General features: G+C 62.7%; 23 protein-coding genes. 11 read left to right on the top strand and 12 right to left on the bottom strand.

The window, feature by feature from the left end; translation table 11 throughout:
- Nucleotides 1–20: 20 nt before the first annotated feature.
- Nucleotides 21–977 (bottom strand): LysR family transcriptional regulator, encoded by a 957-nt coding sequence (locus P5W98_RS25730; protein WP_421027586.1) that lies wholly within the window; start codon nucleotides 975–977, stop codon nucleotides 21–23.
- Nucleotides 978–1191: 214 nt separating this feature from the next.
- Here P5W98_RS25730 and P5W98_RS25725 point away from each other — a divergent pair, with 214 nt between their 5' ends.
- Both P5W98_RS25725 and P5W98_RS25720 read left to right on the top strand, forming a co-directional pair.
- Nucleotides 1192–2382, top strand: coding sequence for a M20 aminoacylase family protein (locus P5W98_RS25725; RefSeq protein ID WP_421027585.1), 1191 nt, complete (start codon nucleotides 1192–1194; stop codon nucleotides 2380–2382).
- On the top strand, nucleotides 2379–3686 hold the full coding sequence (locus P5W98_RS25720) for an MFS transporter (RefSeq protein ID WP_421027584.1): 1308 nt from the start codon (nucleotides 2379–2381) through the stop codon (nucleotides 3684–3686). The genes P5W98_RS25725 and P5W98_RS25720 overlap by 4 nt, the downstream gene beginning before the upstream one ends.
- Before the next feature lie 60 nt (nucleotides 3687–3746).
- Here the strand turns inward: P5W98_RS25720 and P5W98_RS25715 are convergent, their stop codons facing one another.
- On the bottom strand, nucleotides 3747–4181 hold the full coding sequence (locus P5W98_RS25715) for a phosphate-starvation-inducible protein PsiE (protein WP_421027583.1): 435 nt from the start codon (nucleotides 4179–4181) through the stop codon (nucleotides 3747–3749).
- A gap of 197 nt (nucleotides 4182–4378) precedes the next feature.
- On the opposite strand from P5W98_RS25715, the gene P5W98_RS25710 reads away from it, so the two are divergent.
- Complete coding sequence (locus P5W98_RS25710; protein ID WP_421027582.1) at nucleotides 4379–4513, top strand: hypothetical protein; 135 nt, start codon at nucleotides 4379–4381, stop codon at nucleotides 4511–4513.
- Between the two features lie 124 nt (nucleotides 4514–4637).
- On the opposite strand, the gene P5W98_RS25705 is transcribed toward P5W98_RS25710, so the two are convergent.
- Nucleotides 4638–5180 carry a gluconokinase gene (locus P5W98_RS25705; RefSeq protein ID WP_421027581.1) on the bottom strand — a complete coding sequence of 181 codons (543 nt, stop codon included), beginning with the start codon at nucleotides 5178–5180 and terminating at the stop codon, nucleotides 4638–4640.
- A gap of 137 nt (nucleotides 5181–5317) precedes the next feature.
- On the opposite strand from P5W98_RS25705, the gene P5W98_RS25700 reads away from it, so the two are divergent.
- From P5W98_RS25700 to infA, 3 genes are all read left to right on the top strand, one after another.
- Nucleotides 5318–6346, top strand: a complete 1029-nt coding sequence (locus tag P5W98_RS25700; RefSeq protein ID WP_421027580.1) for a LacI family DNA-binding transcriptional regulator — start codon at nucleotides 5318–5320, stop codon at nucleotides 6344–6346.
- Between the two features lie 228 nt (nucleotides 6347–6574).
- The gene (locus tag P5W98_RS25695; RefSeq protein WP_035525294.1) at nucleotides 6575–6778 is read left to right on the top strand and encodes a cold-shock protein; all 204 of its coding nucleotides are present in this window, start codon (nucleotides 6575–6577) and stop codon (nucleotides 6776–6778) included.
- A gap of 358 nt (nucleotides 6779–7136) precedes the next feature.
- The gene (gene infA, locus P5W98_RS25690; protein ID WP_421028025.1) at nucleotides 7137–7403 is read left to right on the top strand and encodes a translation initiation factor IF-1; all 267 of its coding nucleotides are present in this window, start codon (nucleotides 7137–7139) and stop codon (nucleotides 7401–7403) included.
- A gap of 99 nt (nucleotides 7404–7502) precedes the next feature.
- On the opposite strand, the gene P5W98_RS25685 is transcribed toward infA, so the two are convergent.
- The 7 genes from P5W98_RS25685 to P5W98_RS25655 form a co-directional block, all read right to left on the bottom strand.
- Nucleotides 7503–7991: a YaiI/YqxD family protein gene (locus P5W98_RS25685; RefSeq protein WP_421027579.1), complete on the bottom strand. Its 489-nt coding sequence runs from the start codon at nucleotides 7989–7991 to the stop codon at nucleotides 7503–7505.
- Nucleotides 7992–8222: 231 nt separating this feature from the next.
- Nucleotides 8223–8636: a hypothetical protein gene (locus P5W98_RS25680; RefSeq protein ID WP_421027578.1), complete on the bottom strand. Its 414-nt coding sequence runs from the start codon at nucleotides 8634–8636 to the stop codon at nucleotides 8223–8225.
- Between the two features lie 234 nt (nucleotides 8637–8870).
- The gene (locus P5W98_RS25675; RefSeq protein ID WP_421027577.1) at nucleotides 8871–10157 is read right to left on the bottom strand and encodes a cation:dicarboxylate symporter family transporter; all 1287 of its coding nucleotides are present in this window, start codon (nucleotides 10155–10157) and stop codon (nucleotides 8871–8873) included.
- Between the two features lie 91 nt (nucleotides 10158–10248).
- Nucleotides 10249–11283, bottom strand: a complete 1035-nt coding sequence (locus tag P5W98_RS25670) for an Ldh family oxidoreductase (RefSeq protein WP_421027576.1) — start codon at nucleotides 11281–11283, stop codon at nucleotides 10249–10251.
- On the bottom strand, nucleotides 11280–12593 hold the full coding sequence (gene dctA, locus P5W98_RS25665; protein WP_421027575.1) for a C4-dicarboxylate transporter DctA: 1314 nt from the start codon (nucleotides 12591–12593) through the stop codon (nucleotides 11280–11282). Before dctA ends, P5W98_RS25670 begins: the two co-directional genes overlap by 4 nt.
- Nucleotides 12594–12748: 155 nt before the next feature.
- On the bottom strand, nucleotides 12749–13924 hold the full coding sequence (locus tag P5W98_RS25660) for a UxaA family hydrolase (RefSeq protein ID WP_421027574.1): 1176 nt from the start codon (nucleotides 13922–13924) through the stop codon (nucleotides 12749–12751).
- A gap of 48 nt (nucleotides 13925–13972) precedes the next feature.
- Nucleotides 13973–14242: a UxaA family hydrolase gene (locus P5W98_RS25655; protein ID WP_421028024.1), complete on the bottom strand. Its 270-nt coding sequence runs from the start codon at nucleotides 14240–14242 to the stop codon at nucleotides 13973–13975.
- Nucleotides 14243–14504: 262 nt separating this feature from the next.
- Between P5W98_RS25655 and P5W98_RS25650 the strand changes: the two genes are divergently transcribed.
- The 3 genes from P5W98_RS25650 (at nucleotide 14505) to P5W98_RS25640 (ending at nucleotide 17386) form a co-directional block, all read left to right on the top strand.
- Nucleotides 14505–15263 carry a GntR family transcriptional regulator gene (locus tag P5W98_RS25650; protein ID WP_421027573.1) on the top strand — a complete coding sequence of 253 codons (759 nt, stop codon included), beginning with the start codon at nucleotides 14505–14507 and terminating at the stop codon, nucleotides 15261–15263.
- Nucleotides 15264–15369: 106 nt separating this feature from the next.
- The gene (locus P5W98_RS25645) at nucleotides 15370–16287 is read left to right on the top strand and encodes an NAD(P)-dependent oxidoreductase (protein WP_421027572.1); all 918 of its coding nucleotides are present in this window, start codon (nucleotides 15370–15372) and stop codon (nucleotides 16285–16287) included.
- Between the two features lie 160 nt (nucleotides 16288–16447).
- Complete coding sequence (locus tag P5W98_RS25640) at nucleotides 16448–17386, top strand: LysR family transcriptional regulator (protein ID WP_421027571.1); 939 nt, start codon at nucleotides 16448–16450, stop codon at nucleotides 17384–17386.
- A gap of 52 nt (nucleotides 17387–17438) precedes the next feature.
- On the opposite strand, the gene P5W98_RS25635 is transcribed toward P5W98_RS25640, so the two are convergent.
- Nucleotides 17439–18227 (bottom strand): COG4705 family protein, encoded by a 789-nt coding sequence (locus P5W98_RS25635; protein WP_421027570.1) that lies wholly within the window; start codon nucleotides 18225–18227, stop codon nucleotides 17439–17441.
- 235 nt (nucleotides 18228–18462) lie between these two features.
- Here P5W98_RS25635 and P5W98_RS25630 point away from each other — a divergent pair, with 235 nt between their 5' ends.
- Nucleotides 18463–19230, top strand: a complete 768-nt coding sequence (locus tag P5W98_RS25630) for an ROK family protein (protein ID WP_421028023.1) — start codon at nucleotides 18463–18465, stop codon at nucleotides 19228–19230.
- A gap of 87 nt (nucleotides 19231–19317) precedes the next feature.
- On the opposite strand, the gene P5W98_RS25625 is transcribed toward P5W98_RS25630, so the two are convergent.
- A complete protein-coding gene (locus tag P5W98_RS25625; RefSeq protein ID WP_421027569.1) occupies nucleotides 19318–20106 on the bottom strand; it encodes a hypothetical protein in 789 nt (262 codons plus the stop codon).
- Between the two features lie 587 nt (nucleotides 20107–20693).
- On the opposite strand from P5W98_RS25625, the gene P5W98_RS25620 reads away from it, so the two are divergent.
- Entirely contained in the window at nucleotides 20694–21551 is an 858-nt protein-coding gene (locus P5W98_RS25620; RefSeq protein ID WP_421027568.1) for a transporter substrate-binding domain-containing protein, read from the top strand.
- The last annotated feature ends 61 nt before the right edge of the window (nucleotides 21552–21612 follow it).

Raw genomic sequence — 21612 nt, 5'->3', positions numbered from 1 at the left:
ATTGGCGGTTAGTTGCAATTCTACGGCGCGTGGTCCTGCAAGAAACTCTGTGCAAGCTGCTTCCACAAGTGATCGGCCGCGGGAGACAGGCGCCGGCCCACGCGCGTGAGCATCTGGCTGGCGAAGCCCGCCGCAATCGGATGATCGAGCGGCACCGCCACCAGCTCGCCCAGATCGATGCCGCGCCGCGCGGTGATCGACGACATGAAGGCCACGCCGAGGCCCGCAGCCGCGAGCGTCTGCGCCGTGTTGAAAAGGTCCACGCGATACGCGGGCATCACGGTGAGGCGCACGTCGTCGAGCAGCGACTGCACGAAATGCTGCACGCCAAACGCCTCGGTCATGAAAATCAGGCGCTCGTGAGCGAGCTCCGCGGGCGGCACCCTGGTCATGCGCGCGAAGCGGTGCGAAGGCGCGACCACCGCGCACAACGGCCGCGCCGCGAACGGATGAACGCGCATCACCGGATCTTCAGCCGAGCGCGCGCACAGGCCGATATCGACGATGTCGTCGCGCACCAGCGACAGCACGGCCGGCGTAGGCCCCGAGCGAATCTCGACGAGGATGTCCGGATAGGTCATCGAAAAGCGCTGCAGCGCACGCGCAATCAGATTGCCGATGAAGCCCTCGCCCACGCCGAGCGCCACGCGCCCGCGTTTCAGGTGCCGGTATTCCTCGAGGCGAGCGATCAGGTCGCGCTCGCGCCGCTGACCGTCGCGATAGTGATCGATGAGCACCTGGCCGATTTCGGTCACCACCACCTGGCGTCCGCGCCGCTCGATCAGCGGGAGGCGCAGCCGCCGCTCCAGCGCCGCCACCTGCCTGCTGATCACCGAAGCATTGACGCCCAGCGCATCGGCCGCCAGGCGCACGCCGCCGCTGGCCGCAATCTCGGCCAGGTAGCGCAGCGAGCGCTCGCCGATTTCGTCGATCCAACGGCCCATCGGCGCGTCGGCGCTGCCGCCTGTCTCGTCCATCTCGCCCCTTTTCCCGACGGCCACTCGCGGACCGTCGAATCGTTGACCTGAAAGCAACATTTTCGATGCGTTTCTGTCATGGGTCGAGCATTTCGTCGATGCAATACTCGGCGCTGCACGGGTGCACGGCGCCAGCCCAGGTCCGGCACGCCCCCCCAAGCACACACGATTCGACGCCCCGCGCGTCCACGCCAATATCAGGAGCCACCACCCCATGAGCGAAAGCCGTTATTGCGAAGTTGCCGACCTGGCCCAGGCCCGCGAGCAACTGAGCGAGATCCGCCATCACATTCACAAGCACCCCGAACTGTCTTACCAGGAAGCCAATACCGCGGAATTCGTGGCGCAAAAGCTCAAGGCATGGGGCTACGACGTGACGCGCAATGTCGGCGGCCATGGCGTGGTCGGCTCGCTGAAGGCAGGCACTAGCGCGCGCACCGTCGGCGTGCGCGCCGACATGGACGCGCTGCCGATCCACGAGCAGACCGGCCTCGCCTACGCGAGCATTCACGACGGCAAGATGCACGCCTGCGGCCACGATGGGCACACCACGGTCCTGCTCGGCGCGGCGCAGCAGCTCGCGAAGACGCGCAATTTCGACGGCACCGTGCATCTGATCTTCCAGCCCGCCGAAGAGGCCGGCTCGGACAGCGGCGCCGTGCGCATGATTGCCGATGGCCTGTTCGAGCGCTTTCCGTGCGAGGCCATCTTCGGACTGCACAATCATCCGGGCGTGGCGGCCGGCACCTTCGGCTTTCGCAGCGGCGCGCTGATGGCCGCCTGCGACACCGTCAAGGTGCGCATTGCGGGGCGCGGCGGCCACGCCGCGCGTCCGCATCTGGCAGTCGATCCGGTGCTGGTGGGCAGCAGCATCGTGATGGCGCTGCAATCGATCGTGTCGCGCAACGTCGATCCGAATGAAGCCGCGGTGATCACCGTGGGCTCGTTCCGCTCCGGCTTCGCGCCCAACGTGATTCCCGAGGATGCCGTGCTGGAAATGAGCGTGCGCTCGTTCTCGCCGGCGGTGCGCGAGACGCTCGAAAAGCGCATCCGCGCGCTGGTCCAGTCGCAGGCCGAGGCTTATGGCGCAAGCGCGGAAATCGACTACATCAGCGGCTATCCGGTGCTCGTGAATAGCGAAGCCGAGACCGAGTTTGCGCGCAAGGTGGCCGAGGAGCTGGTCGGGCCGGAGCACATCATTGCGCCGTTCCCGCCCATCGCGGGCAGCGAGGACTTCGCGTACTACCTGCAGGAGCGCCCCGGCTGCTTCGTGCGCCTTGGCAACGGCGAAGGCCGGCCGATGCTGCACAACGCGCGCTACGACTTCAACGACGAGAACCTCACCGTGGGCGCAGCGTTCTGGACGCGCCTCGTCGAGCGCTTCCTGAGCGAGGCGCGCGCATGAACATCGCCGCCAGGACACTTGCCCCCGCGCACGCGCAAGCGCCCGAGATGACGCCGGGGCAGCAAAGAAAGATCGTGGTTGCGGCGGTGATCGGCAATCTGCTCGAGTTCTTCGACTTCACGGTCTACAGCTACTTCGCGCTCACGATCGGCCAGCAGTTCTTTCCCTCCGACGACCCCGTCACGTCGTCGCTGCTCGCCTTCGCGGTGTTCGCCGTGGGCTTCGTGATGCGACCGCTCGGCGGGATCGTGCTCGGCCGCTATGCGGACCGCGCCGGACGCAAGCCCGCGCTCACGCTCACGATCCTGTTGATGGCGCTGGGCTCGGCGGCCATCGGCGTTGCGCCCACTTACGCTCAAATCGGCCTCGCCGCGCCGGTGCTGATCGTGGTCGCGCGGCTCGTGCAGGGCTTCGCGCAAGGCGGCGAATTCGGCGCGGCCACGGCCACGCTGCTGGAGATGGGCAGCACAGCGAACCGCGGCTTTCGCGCGAGCTGGCAGCTCGCGAGCCAGGGCGCGGCGGCGCTGCTCGGCTCGGGTCTTGCGGCGAGCCTCGGCTTCCTGCTCCCGGCCGCGACCATGCACAGTTGGGGCTGGCGCATTCCCTTTCTGGTCGGCACGCTGATCGCGCCGGTGGGCATCTATCTGCGCCGGCATATCCGCGAGGAGCCGCCGGCCGCAAAAGCCGTGGCCACCCGCGACGACCCGAAGCGCGGCCTCTACGTGCGCAACTGGTTTCTCACGATCTTCGCGATCATGGGCATGTCGGTTTCAACCTACGTGATGATGTATTACATGCCCACCTTCTGCATCCAGTACCTGGGCCTGCCGCCGAAGATGTCGATGCTCGCAGGCGTGGCGTCGAGCACCATCTCGCTCGTGATGTGCCCGATCTACGGCGCGTGGTCCGATCGCATGGGCCGGCGCAAGCCGCTCACGATCATCGGCCGCGTCGCGCTGATCCTGCTGCTGTATCCGGCGTTCTGGATCATGACGCACTTTCCGTCGCTGCCGGTGGTGCTCGTCACGCTGATCGTGCTGATGCTCTGCTACACGATGGGTTCCGCACCCGCCTACGCACTGATGCCCGAGAACTTCCCCAAGCATCTGCGCGCGGGCTATATGTCGAGCGCGTATGCGATCGCGGTCTCGGTGTTCGGCGGCACCGCGCAACTCGTCGCCGGGTGGCTGATCCGCGCGACGGGCAGCAAGATGGCGCCCGCGTGGTACATGATCGTGTGCGTGCTGATTTCGCTGATCGCGGTGTCGATGTTCGAGGAGACGGGGGGCAAGGCGCTCGATTGAGCGCCGGATTGAACATAGCGGGCACGCTGGTTCCCCATGGCGCGCCCGCCTTCACTGCCTCTAGCTCGCCCCTTCGCCCTTCGACTCGGCCGGCTCGCTCGGATATTTCGCCCGGCCGTAGCGAATCAGCAAGACGCCCAGTGCAATCAGCACGATAGCGCCCGCCGACGCCAGCAAATGCAACTCCGTATTCGATCCCGAGCGCAGGATCAAATCCCGCGCAATCGACACCATTGCGATGTAAAGCGGAAAGCGTACGGGCAATTGCCCGGCCTTCAGGTACTGCCCGACCATCGCGAAGACTTCCAGATAGAGGAACATCAGCAGCAAATCGGTTAGCGTGACGCCGTCGGAATTCACCATCTTCCAGATCAGATGGATCATCGCCGCAACCGTGCCGATGCCGATAATCCCGAGGCCGAACAGTTCGGCAAGCTCCATCGCGCGCTCAAGACGTCCCTTGATCGCCTTTTGCAAGGCGTTCTCGTATTTCATGTTCCTTCAATCCATTGAATAGCCCGTCGGAACGCGAAATCGTAACGCGAGATTGTGAAACTCAGGAAATCGGGCCAAAAAAGCACGATCACGATACCGCCCCCCGCATCAGGTCTTGCTTTCTCGTGGAATGCCCCTATAATAGGGTTAACCCTTAGGTAACTACCCTAGGCAACCATCCCAAGCACGAGGACATCATGGCCGCACTCATCGGCATCATTTCGTCTACCGCCGCTCAAGCTTTCGAAGCAATTGGCCGCTTCAGTGTCAAGGCGCTCAATCGCCACCTGGAATACTGCGAGTTGCTCGCGGAAGCGCAACGCCGCTACTAAACCGCAGGCTCGATAGACTGCCGGACCGATTCATCATTCCCACCCCGTCGCATACTAGCCGCACGGGGTGTGGGCGCTGCGCGCCTGCTGCGGCGGCGAAGCCGCAGCATGAGACAGCGCTATCTCACACTGTCCGCATCAAGCTCGCCGGCGTGTGGTTGCTCGTGCACCACGCCACCGCGTCTGCGACGATGCTGGCTAGCGAGCGCGTGCCGTCGACGGTCAGGGTCAGCGGCTCGGTCACGGGCGGCTCCAGCGCGGCGAACTGGCTCTCGACCAGCGACACCGGCATGAAATGGTCGTCACGCTGCGCCACGCGCTGAAGCGCCGCCGACTGCGGCAGATCGAGAAACACAAAACCCAGCGAAGCCGTGGCCGCGCGCAGCCGGTCGCGGTAGCGCTCCTTGAGCGCCGAGCACGCCAGCACGGCACGCTCGCCCCGGCTGGCGGCGCGCTCGAGCTCGGCGCCGAGACGGTCGAGCCAGCCCGCGCGGTCCTCGTCGGTGAGCGGGATGCCGCGCGCCATCTTGTCGACATTCTCTGGCGGATGGAACGCATCGCCCTCGATCAGCACGCCGCCCACGCGTTCGGCAACGGCCCGCGCCACGCTGCTCTTGCCGCAGCCCGCCACGCCCATGACAACGACGGATGAAATTTGCCGGGTCATTCGAATCTCCCTGAATGCTGAGATAGCGCTATCTCTTGCCATCAAAAAAATGCACCCGCCGCATCGAGTCCAATTCCCGTTCAATTGGGGACATTACCGTTGCGCGAGGTGCGAGACAGCGCTATCCTAAATCGATCATGGCAACCTCGACACTCAGGAAAACCCGCAGCACAGGCCGGCCCACGCTCGAAGAGGTCGCCCGGCGCGCTGGCGTGAGCACGATTACGGCTTCTCGCGCGCTGCGCGGCATGGGCTCCGTGGGGCCCGACTATGTGGAACGCGTCAAGGCCGCCGCGGCGGAGCTCAATTACGTCACGAATCCCGCTGCGCGGGCCCTCGCGTCCTCGCGCAGCGACGCCGTCGCCGTGGTGATTCCATCGATCTCCAACGCGGTGTTCGTGGACGTGCTCGAAGCAATCCACAGCGTGCTGCGCCCGCGCGGCTATGAAGTGCTGATCGGCAATTCGCACTATTCGCGCCATGCGGAAGAGGACCTGATCCGCCACTATCTGGCGTTGTCGCCGGGCGGCCTGATCGTGAGCGGGTTCGACCGCACCGAAAGCGCTCGCCGCCTGATCGACGCGAGCGGCGTGCCCTGCGTGCACATCATGGAGCTGGACGAAGCCGCGGGCGTGCACTGCGTGGGCTTCTCGCAGACGCGCGCGGCCCAGGCCGTGGCCGAGCATCTGGTGGGGCGCGGCTGCCGCCGCAATGCCTTTGTCGGCGCGCAGCTCGATGCGCGCACGATGCAGCGCGCCGAGGGCTTTCGCGAAGCGCTCAGGCATCGGGGTCTCTACGACCCCGATCTCGAAGTGCTCACGTCATCGCCATCGTCGATCGGGCTGGGCTGCGACCTGTTCCGGCAACTGCTGCAACGCCGGCCCGACGTGGACGGCATTTTCTTCGGCAACGACGATCTCGCACAGGGGGCGCTCTTCGAGGCGCGCCGCCAGGGCATCGAGGTGCCTTCGCGCGTGGCTATTGTTGGCTTCAACGATCTGGCGGGCGCCGCCGATTGCGTGCCGCGCCTGACCACGATTCGCACGCCAAGGGTGGAAATGGGACGCGTGGCAGCCAATCTGCTGCTTGCCATGATCGATCGCGAGCCGATTGCCAGACCGGCGGTCGATCTGGGTTTCGAGCTGGTGGTACGGGAAAGCGCGTGAAGCAAATATCGGCGAGGCGCGATTCGGAAAGTAAAATCAGGCGAGAAAGCGCTTGACTTGGCACCGCGTACCGCGTACTGTCATGCACCAAAATGTCCAAAATGCTTGATTGCTCATCATTTGCCGCTGATCGGCGGCTCTCGTTGACCTCTCCTTTTTGATTTTTTTTATTCGCCCCCTTCTTTTTTCGGGGCGGGCAACTTTATTCGTCTGTTTAAGGAATATCTAGTGGAAACTGGTACCGTCAAGTGGTTTAACGACACCAAGGGCTTTGGCTTCATCACCCCGGACAAGGGCGGCGACGACCTGTTCGCACACTTCTCGGAAGTGCGCTCGACGGGCTTCAAGACGCTGGCTGAAGGCCAGAAGGTCAGCTACGAAACCAAGCGCGGCCCGAAGGGCCTCCAGGCTTCGAACATCACCCCGCAGTAACGCTTTCGGGTCGCGTCCGCCCGTTGGGGTGGACGCGATTCTCCCGCCTTGTCGTGGCACTCGCATGCCACTGCATGTCACGGTTGTCCGTTGTAGTCAGCTGCATTTCTTGCATTTCCGCTTCCGCCGCGCCCGCAAGTCAACGGTGCGGATGATGTCCATAGCGAGCCCGGTCTTCGCGCCCGCTACTCGATATCAGCCAGCTGGCACGCCGTTATGCGACGCATTCGCAACATGCGCCGGACAACGCTCAACATCACCCCGCGTGCAAAAGCTGCGATCGTTGCAAGCGCAATGATTGGCGCAGTTCGCTCATGTATTGCATCGACGCGGCATCACGCTCTCTGGAGGCATTGATTTGGCAAAAGAAGAACTGCTGGAACTGGACGGGATCGTCGACGAAGTGCTGCCGGACAGCAAATACCGCGTTACGCTCGAGAACGGCGTGGTGGTGAACGCGTATGCATCGGGACGCATGCGCAAGAACCACATTCGCATTCTTGCCGGTGACCGGGTCACGCTCGAGTTGTCGGTCTACGATCTGACGAAAGGACGGATCAACTTCCGCCACAAGGATGAGCGCGCTCCTTCTGGAGCGCCGCAAGCAGGTTTTCGCCGCCGCTAAGCGCGCGAGGGCCTCAAACGCACGCCCGACTGGCATACGGCGCGGCGCTGCGTTTGACTTGCGGCCCACATCCAATGAAATCCAGCCAGGCACCGGACATTAATCAGTCCCGCGCGGCGGCGTTTTGTTATGTGCGCGGTTACGTGCATGCCGTGCGAGGAACCGGTCGAGTTCGCCCGCGAACGCCTTGCTGTCGCGCGTGCTGAAGGGCGCCGGACCACCAGTATCGATACCCGCATTGCGCAGCTGGTCCATGACGTCGCGCATCGTCAAGCGCTCCTGAATATTCTCGCGCGTGAACCAGTTTCCGCGCGGATCGAGCGCATGGCCGCCCCGCTCCAATACCGCTGCGGCGAGCGGCATATCCGCGGTAATCACCAGATCTCCCGACACGACGAGCTCGACGATACGAGCATCGGCTGCATCGAAACCCGCAGGCACCTGAATCGCTTTGATAAAGGGAGACGGCGGCGTGCGCAAATATTGATTGGCAACCAGCGTCACCACGATTTCGGCGCGGCGCGCGGCCCGAAACAACATGTCCTTGATCACGGCAGGACACGCATCAGCGTCGACCAGCACTTGCATGCGGATAATCCCCAATCATAATGAGGCGATTATATATTCAGCGATCTTTGCATGAGCGGCGAGCAACAAGCGTTCGATGTGCTCGAATTGGGCCGCTGAGAGTTCCACCTCCGAGCCATAGCGCAAATAACCGACGTGAAGAGGCTAGTCGCCATCGGCATTGAGCGCCGCCATTCAATTATTCTGCAACTCGCGGCACGCAGCCATCGCGCGGATTTATCGTGCAGCCGTTCAGCGCCGCTCGGTAATCGGGCCGTCGGCGTCCACGCGCCCGACCGCGCCCGACGGGCCGCCGACGTCGATCGGGCCCCGCGCTTCGAGATCGCCATGCACAATCAACGGACCATGCACAGTAAGCGGGCCATAGAACGTGTTGGCTCCCTGGCGTCTGTCCACGGCGGGATCATCGGGCGCAATCCTCTCGATGCGGGCTGCCTTGATCGGCCCTTTAGCATGGATATCGCCGGCCACCGCGAGCGGCCCATCAACGGTCAACGGCCCGCGCACGACGAGCGACCCAGTGATGCTGAGCGGCCCCGTGGCCACAGGTTCGGCATGCGCCACCGAAGCGATGCCAATTGAAGACGCAAGCAGCATTGCGCATGCCGCCGCGCGCCGCGTCAGTCGCGATGCAGTACCCGTCATTTCGAACCTCGCGATAAAGCGTGTCTGGTAGTTCGGACGGAGCAACTCGCGCGCCCGGCGTTGCATCAGCCATGCACTTCTTGCAGTTCCTCGATCTGGCGCTCGTACTCTTCCTTCATATCCTGCATGCTCGGTCGCACCGCATTCCCCATACCACCCCGGCCATCTTCGTCCTACGACCGCAGCTCAGCAAACTGTACGAACGAGCCGTGCCGCCAGCCGGGCGAGCCAACGTTATGTCCGAGGTCCCACGGCAGCCGGCATCTTCGGCCGCATCCCCAAGGTCTTACGCATGCAGGCATCGTCACGCTGACGCTCCCAATGCGCGACCGCAACGGTAGCAACGGCATTGCCAATCATGTTGGTGGTAGCGCGGATCTCCGCGATGAAGCGATCGACGCCGAGTACGATCGCCGCGCCTTCGATCGGGATATGCTTGAAAGCGGCCAGGGTCGCGAGCAAGGTAATGAAACTCGCACCGGCGACACCCGCCATGCCTTTAGATGTGAGCATCGATATTCCGACCAGCACTGCCTGCTCCGTCAGCGATAAATGAATACCGAATGCCTGCGCGATAAACACCGCGCAAATCACTTGCGCCACGCAGGTTCCAGCAAGATTAAAGGTATAGCCCATCGGCATCACGACGCCCACCACGCCGGTCGGGCATCCCAAGGCTTCGAGCTTCTTCACGAGTTGCGGAAAGGCGGCTTCCGACGACACGGTCGCGATGACAAGCAGAATCTCGCCCCGAATATATTTGAGCAGGCGCCAGAGACTGACATCGCACATCACGCAAATGCCGCCGAGGATCACGACGATATAGACGAGCGTTGCCGCATAGACCGTGACGAGCAGCATCATCAGCGAATTCATCGTGGCGAAGCCGAACTTGCCAACGGCGTAGGCCATGGCGCCAAACGCACCGATCGGCGCCAGACGCATAACGATTCGCACAATGCCGAACAAAGCACTGCTGATACCTTCAAAGAACTTGAACGCCGTCTCTCCAACCTGGCCCGCATGAGACAGCCCAATAGCGAACAAGGTCGAGAACAGCACGACCTGCAACATGTCTGCGTGCGTGAAGGCAGACACGGCGCTATCCGGAATAATGTTCAGAAAAAATTCGGTCAGTCCGCCCGACGCATGCATCGAGCGTTCATATCCAGTAAGCACGCTTGAATCGATAGACGATGGCGTGAGGTTCAGTCCCGCCCCGGGTTGAATCAGGTTGACGGCCCATAGTCCCACCAGAAGAGCGATGGTCGTCGTCAGTTCGAACAGGATGATGGCCTTGCCACCGATACGGCCCAGGGCACCGGCACCCCCCATCTCTTTCGCTCCCAGCACGATGGTGACGAAGATCAGCGGTGCCGTCACCATCTTGACCAGCTTGATGAACGCTGTGCTCAAAGGTGCGACGCTCTGGCCGAGGTGCGGATAGAAGTGTCCAAGCAGCGCGCCCGCAACGATTGCGATAAGGACCTGCACGTAAATTTGACGGAAAATCTTTCGCATGCTCGTCTCCTGGCACCTCGACGATGCCGATCTGTTATGGCTTGGTGATCATCAAGCGGAACAACGTGAAGGACCTGTTGTTTGATGGCCTTCACTGCGCGGCAGCGGGTTCGTTCGCGAGGGCCTTAAGCTGAATCAGCAGGTCGCGATTCACCGCGATGCCAGCGCGCTCGCTGCGCGTCGCGATCTCGCGTCGGCGATATCCTGGCAGTCTCACCTCAGGGTCAGCGAGCATCAATTCGATCAACGTCTCAATGCGCTCCTGGTAGACTTCGGTTCCTGCCAGCGCGTTGGGATCAATCAGCCAGAACAGATGCCCCACGCCCGAGCGCGGCCCCTCCTCCGTCAGGAACGAACCGGCCTCTGCGCCAAATTGCGCGCCCGAAAGCGAGACGGCGAGTAGTTCGACCATCAATGCGAGCATGGCGCCTTTAGCACCACCGAAAGGCAGCATCATGCCTTCGAGAGCTGCCCGGGCGTCAGTCGTCGGACTTCCGTCAGCGGCAGTCGCCCAGCCCTCGGGAATCGACGCGCCCTGACGCGCCGCCAGCATGATCTTTCCTCGGGCAACGTGCGAGAGCGAAAGGTCGATCAAAAGCGGTGCGCCATTGGCACGCGGAAAGACCGCGGCAATCGGATTGGTGCCGAACAGTGCGCGCGTGCCACCCCACGCGGGCATTGCGCCCGGCGCGTTGCTGAACGCGAGCCCTACGAGCCCTGCTTCGCCAACCGCTTCGAGATGGTACGCGCCCGCCCCGAAGTGATGACTGCGCGTCACGCTTGCGACTGCCGTGCCGAAATTGCGAGCCCGTTCGATGCCTGCCTCGATCGCCATCTCGCAGGCGCCGAACGCGAGGCCATCGGCAGCATCGACAAGAATCGCCGCGCCCTTGTCGCTCACGACGCGCGGCACCGCAGTCGCGCTAACGCGACCGTTGCGCAACTGTGCGAGGTACATCGGCAAGCGCGCCACGCCATGCGAGGCAAGGCCACGCGCGTCTGCATAAACGAGTGCTTTTGCGGCAGCGTGTGCCGTAGCTTTCGTCGTACCCGCCTCGAGGAGCGCCTTGCAGGCAAGTGACTGGAGGGCATCGACCGAGACGTTGATCTCGTCTTGTCCGTTCATTTTTGAATGTCCTGTGCAGGTTCGATCGTGATGCACACGTCGTCGGTTTTCGTGGCTGCCGCAGGTGGACAGGCGAGTGTCGCACGCGCTGCGTCGACGTCGAGCACCCCTTCCCAACGAGCAACCACCAGCGTTGCAACGGCGTTGCCGATCATGTTGACAATCGCGCGAATCTCATTGAGGACACGGTCAATACCGATGATGAGCGTGATGCCCGCAACCGGAATGATGTTGTGCGACGACAAGGTGGCCGTCAGTGCAACAAGAGCTGCCCCCGCGACACCTGCACCGCCTTTCGAAGTAACGAGCAGGATCGCCAGAAGACCGATCTGTTGCATCAGCGTCAGATGCGTGTTGGTGGCCTGCGCAATGAAAAGCGAGGTCATCGTGAGATAGATCGCGGCGCCGTCGAGGTTGAATGAATAGCCCGTGGGCAACACGAGACCTACGACCGACTTCGGACATCCCAGGCGTTCGAGCTTTTCCATCAAACGTGGCAACACGGATTCCGTCGTCGACGTACCGAGAACGATCAGCAATTCTTCTCGCAGATATCTGAGGAGAGGCCAAAGCCCGACGCCGGCCCACCGGCATGCGGTACCGAGCACGATCGCAACGAACAAAATACTCGTCAGGTAGAAGCACAGAATGAGCAGGCCGAGTTGCTGCAATGCGCCGATTCCGTACTTGCCGACCGTGAATGCAATCGCGCCAAATGCACCAAGTGGTGCGAGCCGCATGATCATTTCAACGATGCGCATCAGCGCGTCGCCAAACTGTTCAATGCCCTGAGTGAGAAACTTGCTGCGCTCGGACATGAGCGAGAGCGCGACGCCAAATAGCACCGAAAACAACAGTACTTGTAACAGGTCACCGCGTGCGAAAGCGCCCACAACGGAGTTAGGCACGATCTCTTCAAGGAAGCTCTTCTGCCCTACCGTGTGTACTTCGGTGACGTAATGCGATACCGCACCGGCATCAAGTGTCTTCGGGTCGATGTTGAGGCCCACGCCGGGATGCACGACATTCGCGACGATCAAGCCGATCACGAGCGCGATCGTCGTCACCACTTCAAAGTACAGGATGGTCTTGAAGCCAACGCGCCCGACCTGCTTCAAACTTTCCATCCGTGCGATGCCGATGGACACCGTGCAGAAAATCAGAAGCGTGATCAACATCTTGATCAGGCGGATGAATGTATCGCCGAGCGGCTTGAACTGAACGCCGAATTTGGGTGAGAAATAGCCAACAAGAATGCCGGCGGCCAGGCCGATCAGAACCTGGACGTAGAGATGTTTGAGTACGCGCAAGATGGTATCTCCTCCACTTGCTGCACGATGACAAACCGGGCGTGCGCTTGCGGTTCGCACGCCGCTTCTGGGTCGGCTTGTGAACCGGCGCGCGCACCGGACGGGGACTTCTGTCTGCCTCCTGCTTCTACGACCCTGCTTGTCCTGCTATGACGTCACGCGCTCTCGAACAAACGCGTCATCACGAACTCGCGATGGCCGAGCACTTCCGCTGCGGTCCAGCGTCCATTCGCTGTAGCAAGCATGCATTCGAGCAGCTTGTCGCCCGTTTCATCGAGGTTCTGCTCGCGTTGCAGGAGACCCGAAACGTCCACGTCGATGTGCTCGCTCATCGTCCGCACGGTGCGAGGATTTGCGCAGATCTTGATGACGGGCACAATTGCGTTGCCAATCACATTGCCCTGCCCCGTGGGAAAGAAGTGAAGCGCGAAACCTGAGGCCGCACACAGCGTGACCATTTCCGCTGCAGCAGAAGACGAATCCATGAACCACAGGCCCGAATGCGTCGGTTCCTCGGCTTTGTCGAGCACGCCATCGACCATGCACTTCTTGCCGATCTTCTGGATATTGCCAAGCGCCTTTTCCTCAATCGTCGTGAGCCCGCCGGCGATATTGCCTTTTGTCGGCTGCGACTCGGAGAGGTCGTCGGTCTTCCAGCGGTTGATCATGTCCTGATAGCGGTCGAACATGAACTGAAAGCGCTCGCGCACGCTGTCGTTCGCGCAGCGGGCTGCAACGATCTGTTCGCCGCCGGTGAGTTCCGACGTCTCGCCGAACACGAGGGTATTGCCGAGACCGTAAAGCTTGTCGAACGCATTGCCGACGGTCGGATTCGCGCCGCAGCCCGAGGTCGTGTCCGATTCGCCGCATTTGGTCGACACCCAGAGCTCGCTGATCGGACATTCCTCGCGTTCAAGGGCGGTTGCGTACTGCACCATTTCCCTGGCAGCTTTCGATGCACGCAGGATGGTGTCGTGATCGCCGTGCAACTCGATGCCGAAACCCATGACGGGCTTGCCCGACTTCGCGATGCCGTCCACGACTCGCTTCGTCCAGCCTTCCTCGATCCCGATGACAACCACCGCCGCGACGTTCGGATTGGAGCCAGCGCCGATCAGCGTGCGGAAATGGAGGTCGAGGTCCGCGCCGAACTGCAGGCGCCCATAGGGATGCGGCACGGCCATCGTGCCCTTGATGGCGCTTTCGACTGCAAGCGCCGCTGCGTTGGACAGATCGTCCACCGGCAGGATGATGACGTGGTTGCGCACGCCGACGCGGCCGTTTTCACGGCGGTAACCGCGGAAAGTGGTGTCCAGTTGAATCACGCTCATGGTGTCTCTCTCGATGTGGGGTGGAAGAAGGCTGACCGGCGATTGCGCTTACCAGCGCTTCGTCTTGATGTTGTGCACGTGCGCATGCTCGCCGGCCGTGATGGGCGCGACCACCTTGCCGATATCCACGCCGTACTTGAACACGGTGTCGCCCACGCTCATGTCTTTCAGCGCCACCTTGTGACCGATCGGAATGTCCTGCTTCGCGTTGACCGTGACGATCTCATCCTCATCCATGATCCACGCGTTCAGCTGTGAACCGGCCTTGATGCCCTCCACCACCGCGACACCGACCGTGTCTTTCGCTTCGTGCAGCACGATATGGATCGTCTTTCGTTCGCCCACACCGGACTCATTCGCCGCTCCGCTTGCTCCTGCTGTCACGTAACTCATGTGCTCCTCCTGGTTGGTGAGATCGGGGGAGTTCATCAATGCCCCCGTTGAAGCGGATACTAGGCCGGCATCCCATCCATGTCAACTAACTCATATATATGTGTTACATAAGGTTTTCCCGGGGTACAATCAGGCCGTTCGAAGATCCATTCGAGGGCTCGTCGCAAAACGACTACAGGGAGGCGCGATGAACACGATCACGGCCATGCCGGCCACGTTGGGCGGCACACGGTACAAGGAGGTCAAGGAGGGCATCCTGGCGGCGCTGTCTGCGAAGGAATGGAAAGGCGGCGAGGCGATTCCATCGGAAAAGCGTCTGGCGGAGCGCTTCGGCGTGTCGATCGGCACGCTGCGCAAGGCCATCGACGAACTTTGCGCCGAGAACATTCTGATTCGTCATCAAGGGCTCGGAACATTCGTCGCGACGCATCGGCGCGACCGACATTTCTTTCGCTACTTCCGCGTGGTGCGTCGCGATGGCGAGCGCAGCTACCCGGTGGTCAAGCTGGTGAACTTCAAAAAGGGCAAGGCCTCACGCGTGATCGCGGCAAAGCTCAATATCGCGGAAGGCGCGCGCGTCTTCACGTTCATCAATGCCCTTGCGCTGCATGAGAAGGTCGTGATTGTCGAGACCATTACGCTGCCCGAAACCCTCTTCCCGACGCTCACCGAAGCGACGCTGCGGGACCGGAAAGATACGCTCTACAACTTCTACCAGGATGCGTTCGGCATCAATGTAGTGGACACCGATGAGCGCGTGCGCGTGTCTCAAGCGAGCGAGCTCGAAGGGACTTTGCTCGCGCTTGAGGCGGGTGCGCCGGTTCTCGAAGTTGAGCGGGTAGCACATTCCTATAACCAGAAACCCGTCGAGCACCGAATCTCGCACATCAACACGGAGCACTATGAATATCTGGCAAGCGTGGTGAAGAGCGGGTCCGATGCCTGAGCATTACCGACGAGGACCTTCGCACCCTTCGAAACAGCCTCGTCGACCGCTCGCACAACCTGGCTGAGATAATGAGCCCCCCTCCCCCCCATCCCAAGGAGCCACTGTGAGCCAAACCGCAACCTCGACCCCGCCCCACCCGGTGCGCCGCGTCGCGTTTCTGGGTCTCGGCGTGATGGGCTATCCGATGGCCGGTCATCTCGCGAAGGCCGGGCTCGACGTCACCGTCTACAACCGCACCGCGGCCAAGGCTGCGCAATGGGTTGCCGAGCACGGTGGGCGCGCGGCCTCGACGCCGCGCGAAGCGGCCCAGGGCGCCGAGCTGGTGTTCGCCTGCGTCGGCAACGACGACGACCTGCGCAGCATTGTGCTCGGCCCGGACGGCGCATTCGCGGGCATGGCGCGCGACACCGTGTTCGTCGACCATACGACCGCCTCGGCCAACGTGGCGCGCGAGCTGTCCGCGAGCGCCGCACCGCTTGGCCTGCATTTCATCGACGCGCCGGTGTCCGGCGGCCAGTCGGGCGCGCAAAACGGCAAGCTCACGATCATGTGCGGCGGCGAAGCCGCGAGCTTCGCGCGCGTGGAGCCCACGCTCGCCCACTACGCGGTGGCCGTCACGCTGATCGGCGCGGCGGGCGCGGGGCAGCTCGCGAAGATGGTCAATCAAATTGCCGTGGCCGGCCTCGTTCAGGCGCTTTCAGAAGCAATCAACTTCGGCGAGCGCGCGGGCCTCGACATGGCGCTCGTGCTCGATGTGATCGGCAAGGGCGCGGCGGCGAGCTGGCAGATGAACAACCGCGGACAGACCATGATGGCGGGCAAGTTCGACTATGGTTTTGCCGTCGACTGGATGCGCAAGGATCTCGGCGTGTGTCTGGACGAAGCGAAGCGCAACGGCGCGGCGCTGCCGGTCACCGCGCTCGTCGACCAGTTCTACAGCGATGTGCAGCGCCTCGGCGGCAGCCGCTTCGATACGTCCAGCCTGATCTGGCGCCTGCGCAAGCTCGACGCAGGCGCGTGACGCGCAGGCGCGCGGCTGTTTTCACCGTCGCACTGGCGGCGCACCTTCGGCGTCGATTGTTTGCTGAAGCGAACAATCCTCGACGCCGCCGATAAAAAGTGCGCACGCGCGGTGCTATCATCGACGACATTTTCCGGTCTGGAAGGCAGGATCCGCTTTCATGGATACGCAGAAGGTCGAAGCGCTCTGGATGCATCTGCACTGGCTGAATGTGCTTGCGGCACAGGGCAGCTACACGGCGGCCGCCGCGCGTCTGGGCGTGAGCAAGGCCGCGATGAGCCAGCGCATTGCCGAACTCGAGCGCGTGGCCGGCGTCGCGCTCGTGCAGCGCACCACGCGCAGCGTGCGCTTCACCGAGGCAGGGCAGCGTCTCGTGGAAGAGACGCGCGAGGAATTCGAGCGCATCGCGACCAGCTTCGCGAGCGTGCGCGAAATGGCCGAGGTGCCGCGCGGCACCGTGCGCGTCACCGCACCGGTCGCGTTCTCACGCCAGCAACTCGTCCCGCGTCTCGCGCACTTTTCGCGGGAGAACCCCGAGGTGCGCGTGCAACTGGAGCTCTCCGACCGGCTCACTTCGATCTCCAGCGAAGGCTTCGACCTCGCGATCCGCCATAGCTCACAGGTGCCGGAAACGCACGTGGCGTGGAAGCTGTGCGACATCCGTTCGGTGATTGCCGCAACGCCCGCCTATCTGAAGAAGCACGGCATTCCGAAAACGCCGGCCGATCTCGCGGCGCACGACTGCCTCTATTACCCGCGCACCGTGGGTTCGGGCGTGTGGTCGTTCGAGAAGACGGGCCGCCGCGCGGTGCAGTCGCGCGTGAGCGTGACCGTGAACGGCCCGCTCGCGGCCAACAACAGCGAGGCCTTGCGCGACGCCGCGCTCGAGCATCTCGGCATCGTGCTGTTGCCGGACTTCAGCGCGCAATCCGCGTTGCAGGCGCGCAAGCTCGTGGTGCTGCTCCCCGGCTGGCGGCCGGTGGGGTTCGCCCCGCAGTTGCACGTGGTGCGCCCTTATGGCGTGCACGTGCCGCGAGCCGTCACGCGCTTTATCGAGTTTCTGCGACAGTCGTTCGAGGGCGGCTTCCCGCTCGAATGAGCGGGTCGTGCCATGAGCACCGCACGGCCGCGTGACCTCGACACCGCGCGCACTACTTTGCCGATACGAAGCGCGCCGCGCGTTGCGGGAGCAGCATGATGCAAACCGCCATGAACGCAAACAGAATGCCCGAGGCGTAGAACCGGCTGACCTCGAAACCACCCTGCGCAATCGGCTTGTCGAGCAAGTCGCCGAGCGTCGCGCCGAGCGGGCGCGTCAGCACGAATGCCGCCCAGAACAGCGTCGTGCGCGAAACGCGGCGGGACAGCCAGAGCAGTCCAACCACGGCGATCCCCGCGCCGAAGATAGCAGCGCCCATTTCGTAGCCGAGCCCGATGCCGCCACGGTCCTCGCCCGCCACCCAATCGCCGAGCGCGGTGCCCAATGTTTGCGAGAACAGAATCGTGGTCCAGTAAAACCACTCTACGCGCACCGTCGCCACACTCTCGATCGAGACGGTTCCTTCCACCCGGTACCAGATAGCCAGGCTCGCGACGAGCAGAATGACGATGATCGTCACGCCGCCGGGGTAGCCGAGACCGAGCGAGCGGTCGCAGAAGTCGGCCAGCGTCGTGCCCAACGTGGTGGTTGCAACAATCGTGGCCCAATACAGTGACGGATGGAATTGTTTTGCGCGCACCTGCGCCGAAACCAGAACCACGAAGGCCGCGAAAAAGATCAGCGTGCCGACGAGATAACCGAGGTTCAGCGACATCGTGACCCAATCGCCCCCGGTCTCGCCGAGCGTGGTTGCGGCAATCTTGACGATCCAGAACCCGAGCGTGAGTTCGGGAACTTTGCTAAGCGCGTGCTCTGCCACGCCCTTGGCGGTGGAATTCATGGGCAGCTCTCCTGAGTGAATACCGCCGAATTCTATTCAACCCAGCCTTAACACCGCCTTAACGATCGTCAGATCCCTGCCATCGGCCGTGCAAACGGTGCCGTGCTACGCTGCGCACAGCGAGGGCTCGATCGAAGCACGGTTGCATCGGGCGAGCGACGCAATGACATCGCACCGCGTCGTGCGATCAATGGAGAGCCGAATAGTGATCAGCACAAAAAACACGTCGAAAAGCATTCGAGCCAGCACGAAACATGCCGCGCCCACATCGCCGCGCCTCGAAAACATTCTTGCCATCGACATAGGCGGCACCGGCCTGAAGGCCGCGATCATCGATGCGGACGGCAAGATGCGCACCGAACGCGTGCGCGTGGCGACGCCGCATCCTTGCCCGCCAGCGCTGCTCGTCGACACGCTCGATGCACTCGTCAAGCCGCTGGTCGAACAGTATCCGCCCACGCACGTGTCGATCGGCTTTCCAGGTTTCGTGCGCGACAACCGTGTATTCACGGCGCCGCATCTCGGCGTAGAAGGCTGGAGCGACATGCCGCTCGCGCAAATGCTTGGCGAACGCCTGGGCAATCCCTCGGTGCGCATGATCAACGATGCGGAAATGCAGGGCTTCGCCGCCATCGAAGGAAGCGGCCTCGAATTTGTCCTCACGCTCGGCACGGGCGCGGGCACAGCGATGTTCCGCGACGGCGAATTGATGCCGCATCTCGAACTCGCGCATCATCCGGTTAGCAAGAAGCACGCGTACGACGAATATATCGGCGATGCCGCGCGCCGCAAGGTCGGCAACAAACGCTGGAACAAGCGCATCGAGAAAGTCATCGGCATTCTCGAATCGCTCGTGCACTACGACAAGCTGTGGATTGGCGGCGGCAATGCGGCGCGACTCACCTTCGAGCTGCCGCCGAACGTGGCAATCGTGCCGAACGAGCGCGGCATTGAAGGTGGCGCACGGTTGTGGCATCCGCGTTCAGTGCGGCAAGCGCGGTAACCAGGCGCGCTTGCAATGGCTGCGACGCCATTTACTAAGGATGACTGATTATTTCGATTGGCAGGCGGCGTCGGCAGGAAGACGTCGCTACTGATTATCCAGACTAGGATCGAACTCCCGTTCGCCCTTTGCGCTTTGCTCGGCCATCGCACGCGAGAGCAAGTCCCTCGCTTCGCCGCTCGATGCATCGACGGTCAGTGCACGTCCCGCGTTGCGCCATGCGCACACCCAGTCGGCCTGGCGCGCGCACAGCCGCGCACTGCCCAGCAGCAAGTCACGATCTTGCTCGCGGGCAAGCAGCTCGGATTGCATTTGCAGCGCCTCGCCGTTGCCGGGCTGCTCGGCCAGCACGCTCATAATGGATCTGCGGGCCGGACCGAGATTGTTCTTGTCGAGGCTCGCTCGCGCGCCGGCAAGACTGCGGGAGATGTCCGCGCGCAGACTCGCATCGTGCTTCATGGCGGCCGCGCGCTCGTCGCGCAGGCTCTTGAGCGATGCGGCGCCCCGTGGCGCGGTTTCCGTATGCGAAGCGACTGCGTGACGAGGCGGCGACACCGGCGCGGCAGCGGGTGGCGGCGGCGCGGTCTGCGCGGACGGCATGGGCACGGCCACCGGAGACGGCATGGACGCGGGCGGCGCGGCGGCGCTGGGCGGGGCGTGAGCGGGCTCGTTGGCGGCCACCGTCGCGGATTCCTGCGGCGTGCCCGCAACGGCCCCCTGAGCCACCTGAGCCTCGGGGGCTCCGTCACCGCCATTGCGATGCGAAAGCACGTAGCCGGCGAAAACCGACACGAACACGGCCACGGTCGCGAACGCATATAGATACGAACGCCGGTGATGGGCCTCGCGTTCCTCATAGGGACGATCGGCCCGCATCGGCTCGCGCGGCGACGCGCCCAGTTGGCTCGCGCCGCAATGGGGGCAAAAATTCAGCGGCCCTGCAAGCCTGGCCCCACAACTGGAACACTGCCGCGGGCCAGCGTTGCCGGAGCCTGGCTCTTTACGCATAGGAATGCTGCGCCGTGAAACGACGGATAGCGTCAAAAAATTCATATTGAATATGAACTACTTCGCCGCGAAGATCAACCAGCGGATCCGGCACCACAATCGACCTGTAACGTCCCCTTTGCCGAAGACCTTGAATCTGCCCAGTTCGCGCATTGTCATCGCTGTCCGTTCTATTACCACCATCAACTCAGAAGCCAATGTCGTCTAGTCAATACCGCCCTTTCTTTCGGGGAAGACTGCGCATTACACCGGGAAGCTTGCCGGGGCGGGAGTAAATATCCAATAGCCCCATGCTACATGGCCTTTTGGACGCCCAGGGATATACCCTGGGTTGATGGCAATTTCTGGGAAACCGCTTGCATCTATTAATTTGTTACCGCATCTTGACTAGACAAGATGCGCGACACAATGCTGCGCACCTGGCCCCCGTCTTTTGCGATCAAAGGAGTGTCGATATGCAGGCGAAGTACAGCAAGTTGGCTAAGGGATTAATTAGTGCTGCGCTCGGCGCTGCGATTTTCGGCGGTGGCGCGCAAGCCAAAGACTGGACAACCGTCACGATCGCCCTGGAGGGCGGCTATGCGCCATGGAATATGACTTTGCCGGGAGGCAAGCTGGGCGGGTTCGAACCGGAACTGGCCGCGAATCTGTGCGCACGAGCACAGTTAAAGTGCAATCTGGTGGCGCAGGACTGGGACGGCATGATTCCCGGCCTGCAGGCTGGTAAGTTCGATGTCCTGATGGATGCGATCTCGATCACGCCCGAGCGCGAAAAGATCATTGCATTCTCGAAGCCATATGCGGCCACGCCGGCAACTTTCGCGGTCACCAATACCAAGATTCTCCCCAATGCGGCGGCCGGTGCACCGGCGCTGAAACTCGATACCGACGCAAAGTCCAATGCGCCCGCGATACAGACGCTGCGCACCGCGTTCAAGGGCAAGACGATCGGGATTCAGTCCGGCACCGTCTATACGCGCTTCATCAATGAAAACTTTAAGGACGTCGCGTCGGTCCGCGTGTACAAGACCTCGCCCGAACGCGACCTCGATCTGGCCAACGGCCGTATCGACGCGTCGTTCGACGACGTGACCTACTACGCCGCGAACGCCGACAAGAAGGAAGCCGTGCCCACCGTGACGGTTGGCCCGAAGATTGGCGGTCCGATCTGGGGACCGGGCGAAGGCCTGGCGTTCCGTAAGCAGGACGCCGACCTGAAAGCAAAGTTCGACGCGGCAATTACCGCGGCGATTGCCGACGGTACCGTGAAAAAACTCTCGATCAAGTGGTTCAAGACCGACGTGACGCCCTGAGCGGCGCTTACGGCCTCGCCGCGCCCATCGCATCCACGATGTGATGTTGCGCGGCATCGTT

Origin of the sequence: Paraburkholderia sp. A1BS-2L (genome assembly GCF_051125205.1) — a bacterium.
Classification (GTDB): domain Bacteria; phylum Pseudomonadota; class Gammaproteobacteria; order Burkholderiales; family Burkholderiaceae; genus Paraburkholderia.
Note: the sequence above shows the minus strand (reverse complement) of the source record. Positions and strands in the feature narration are given on the sequence as shown.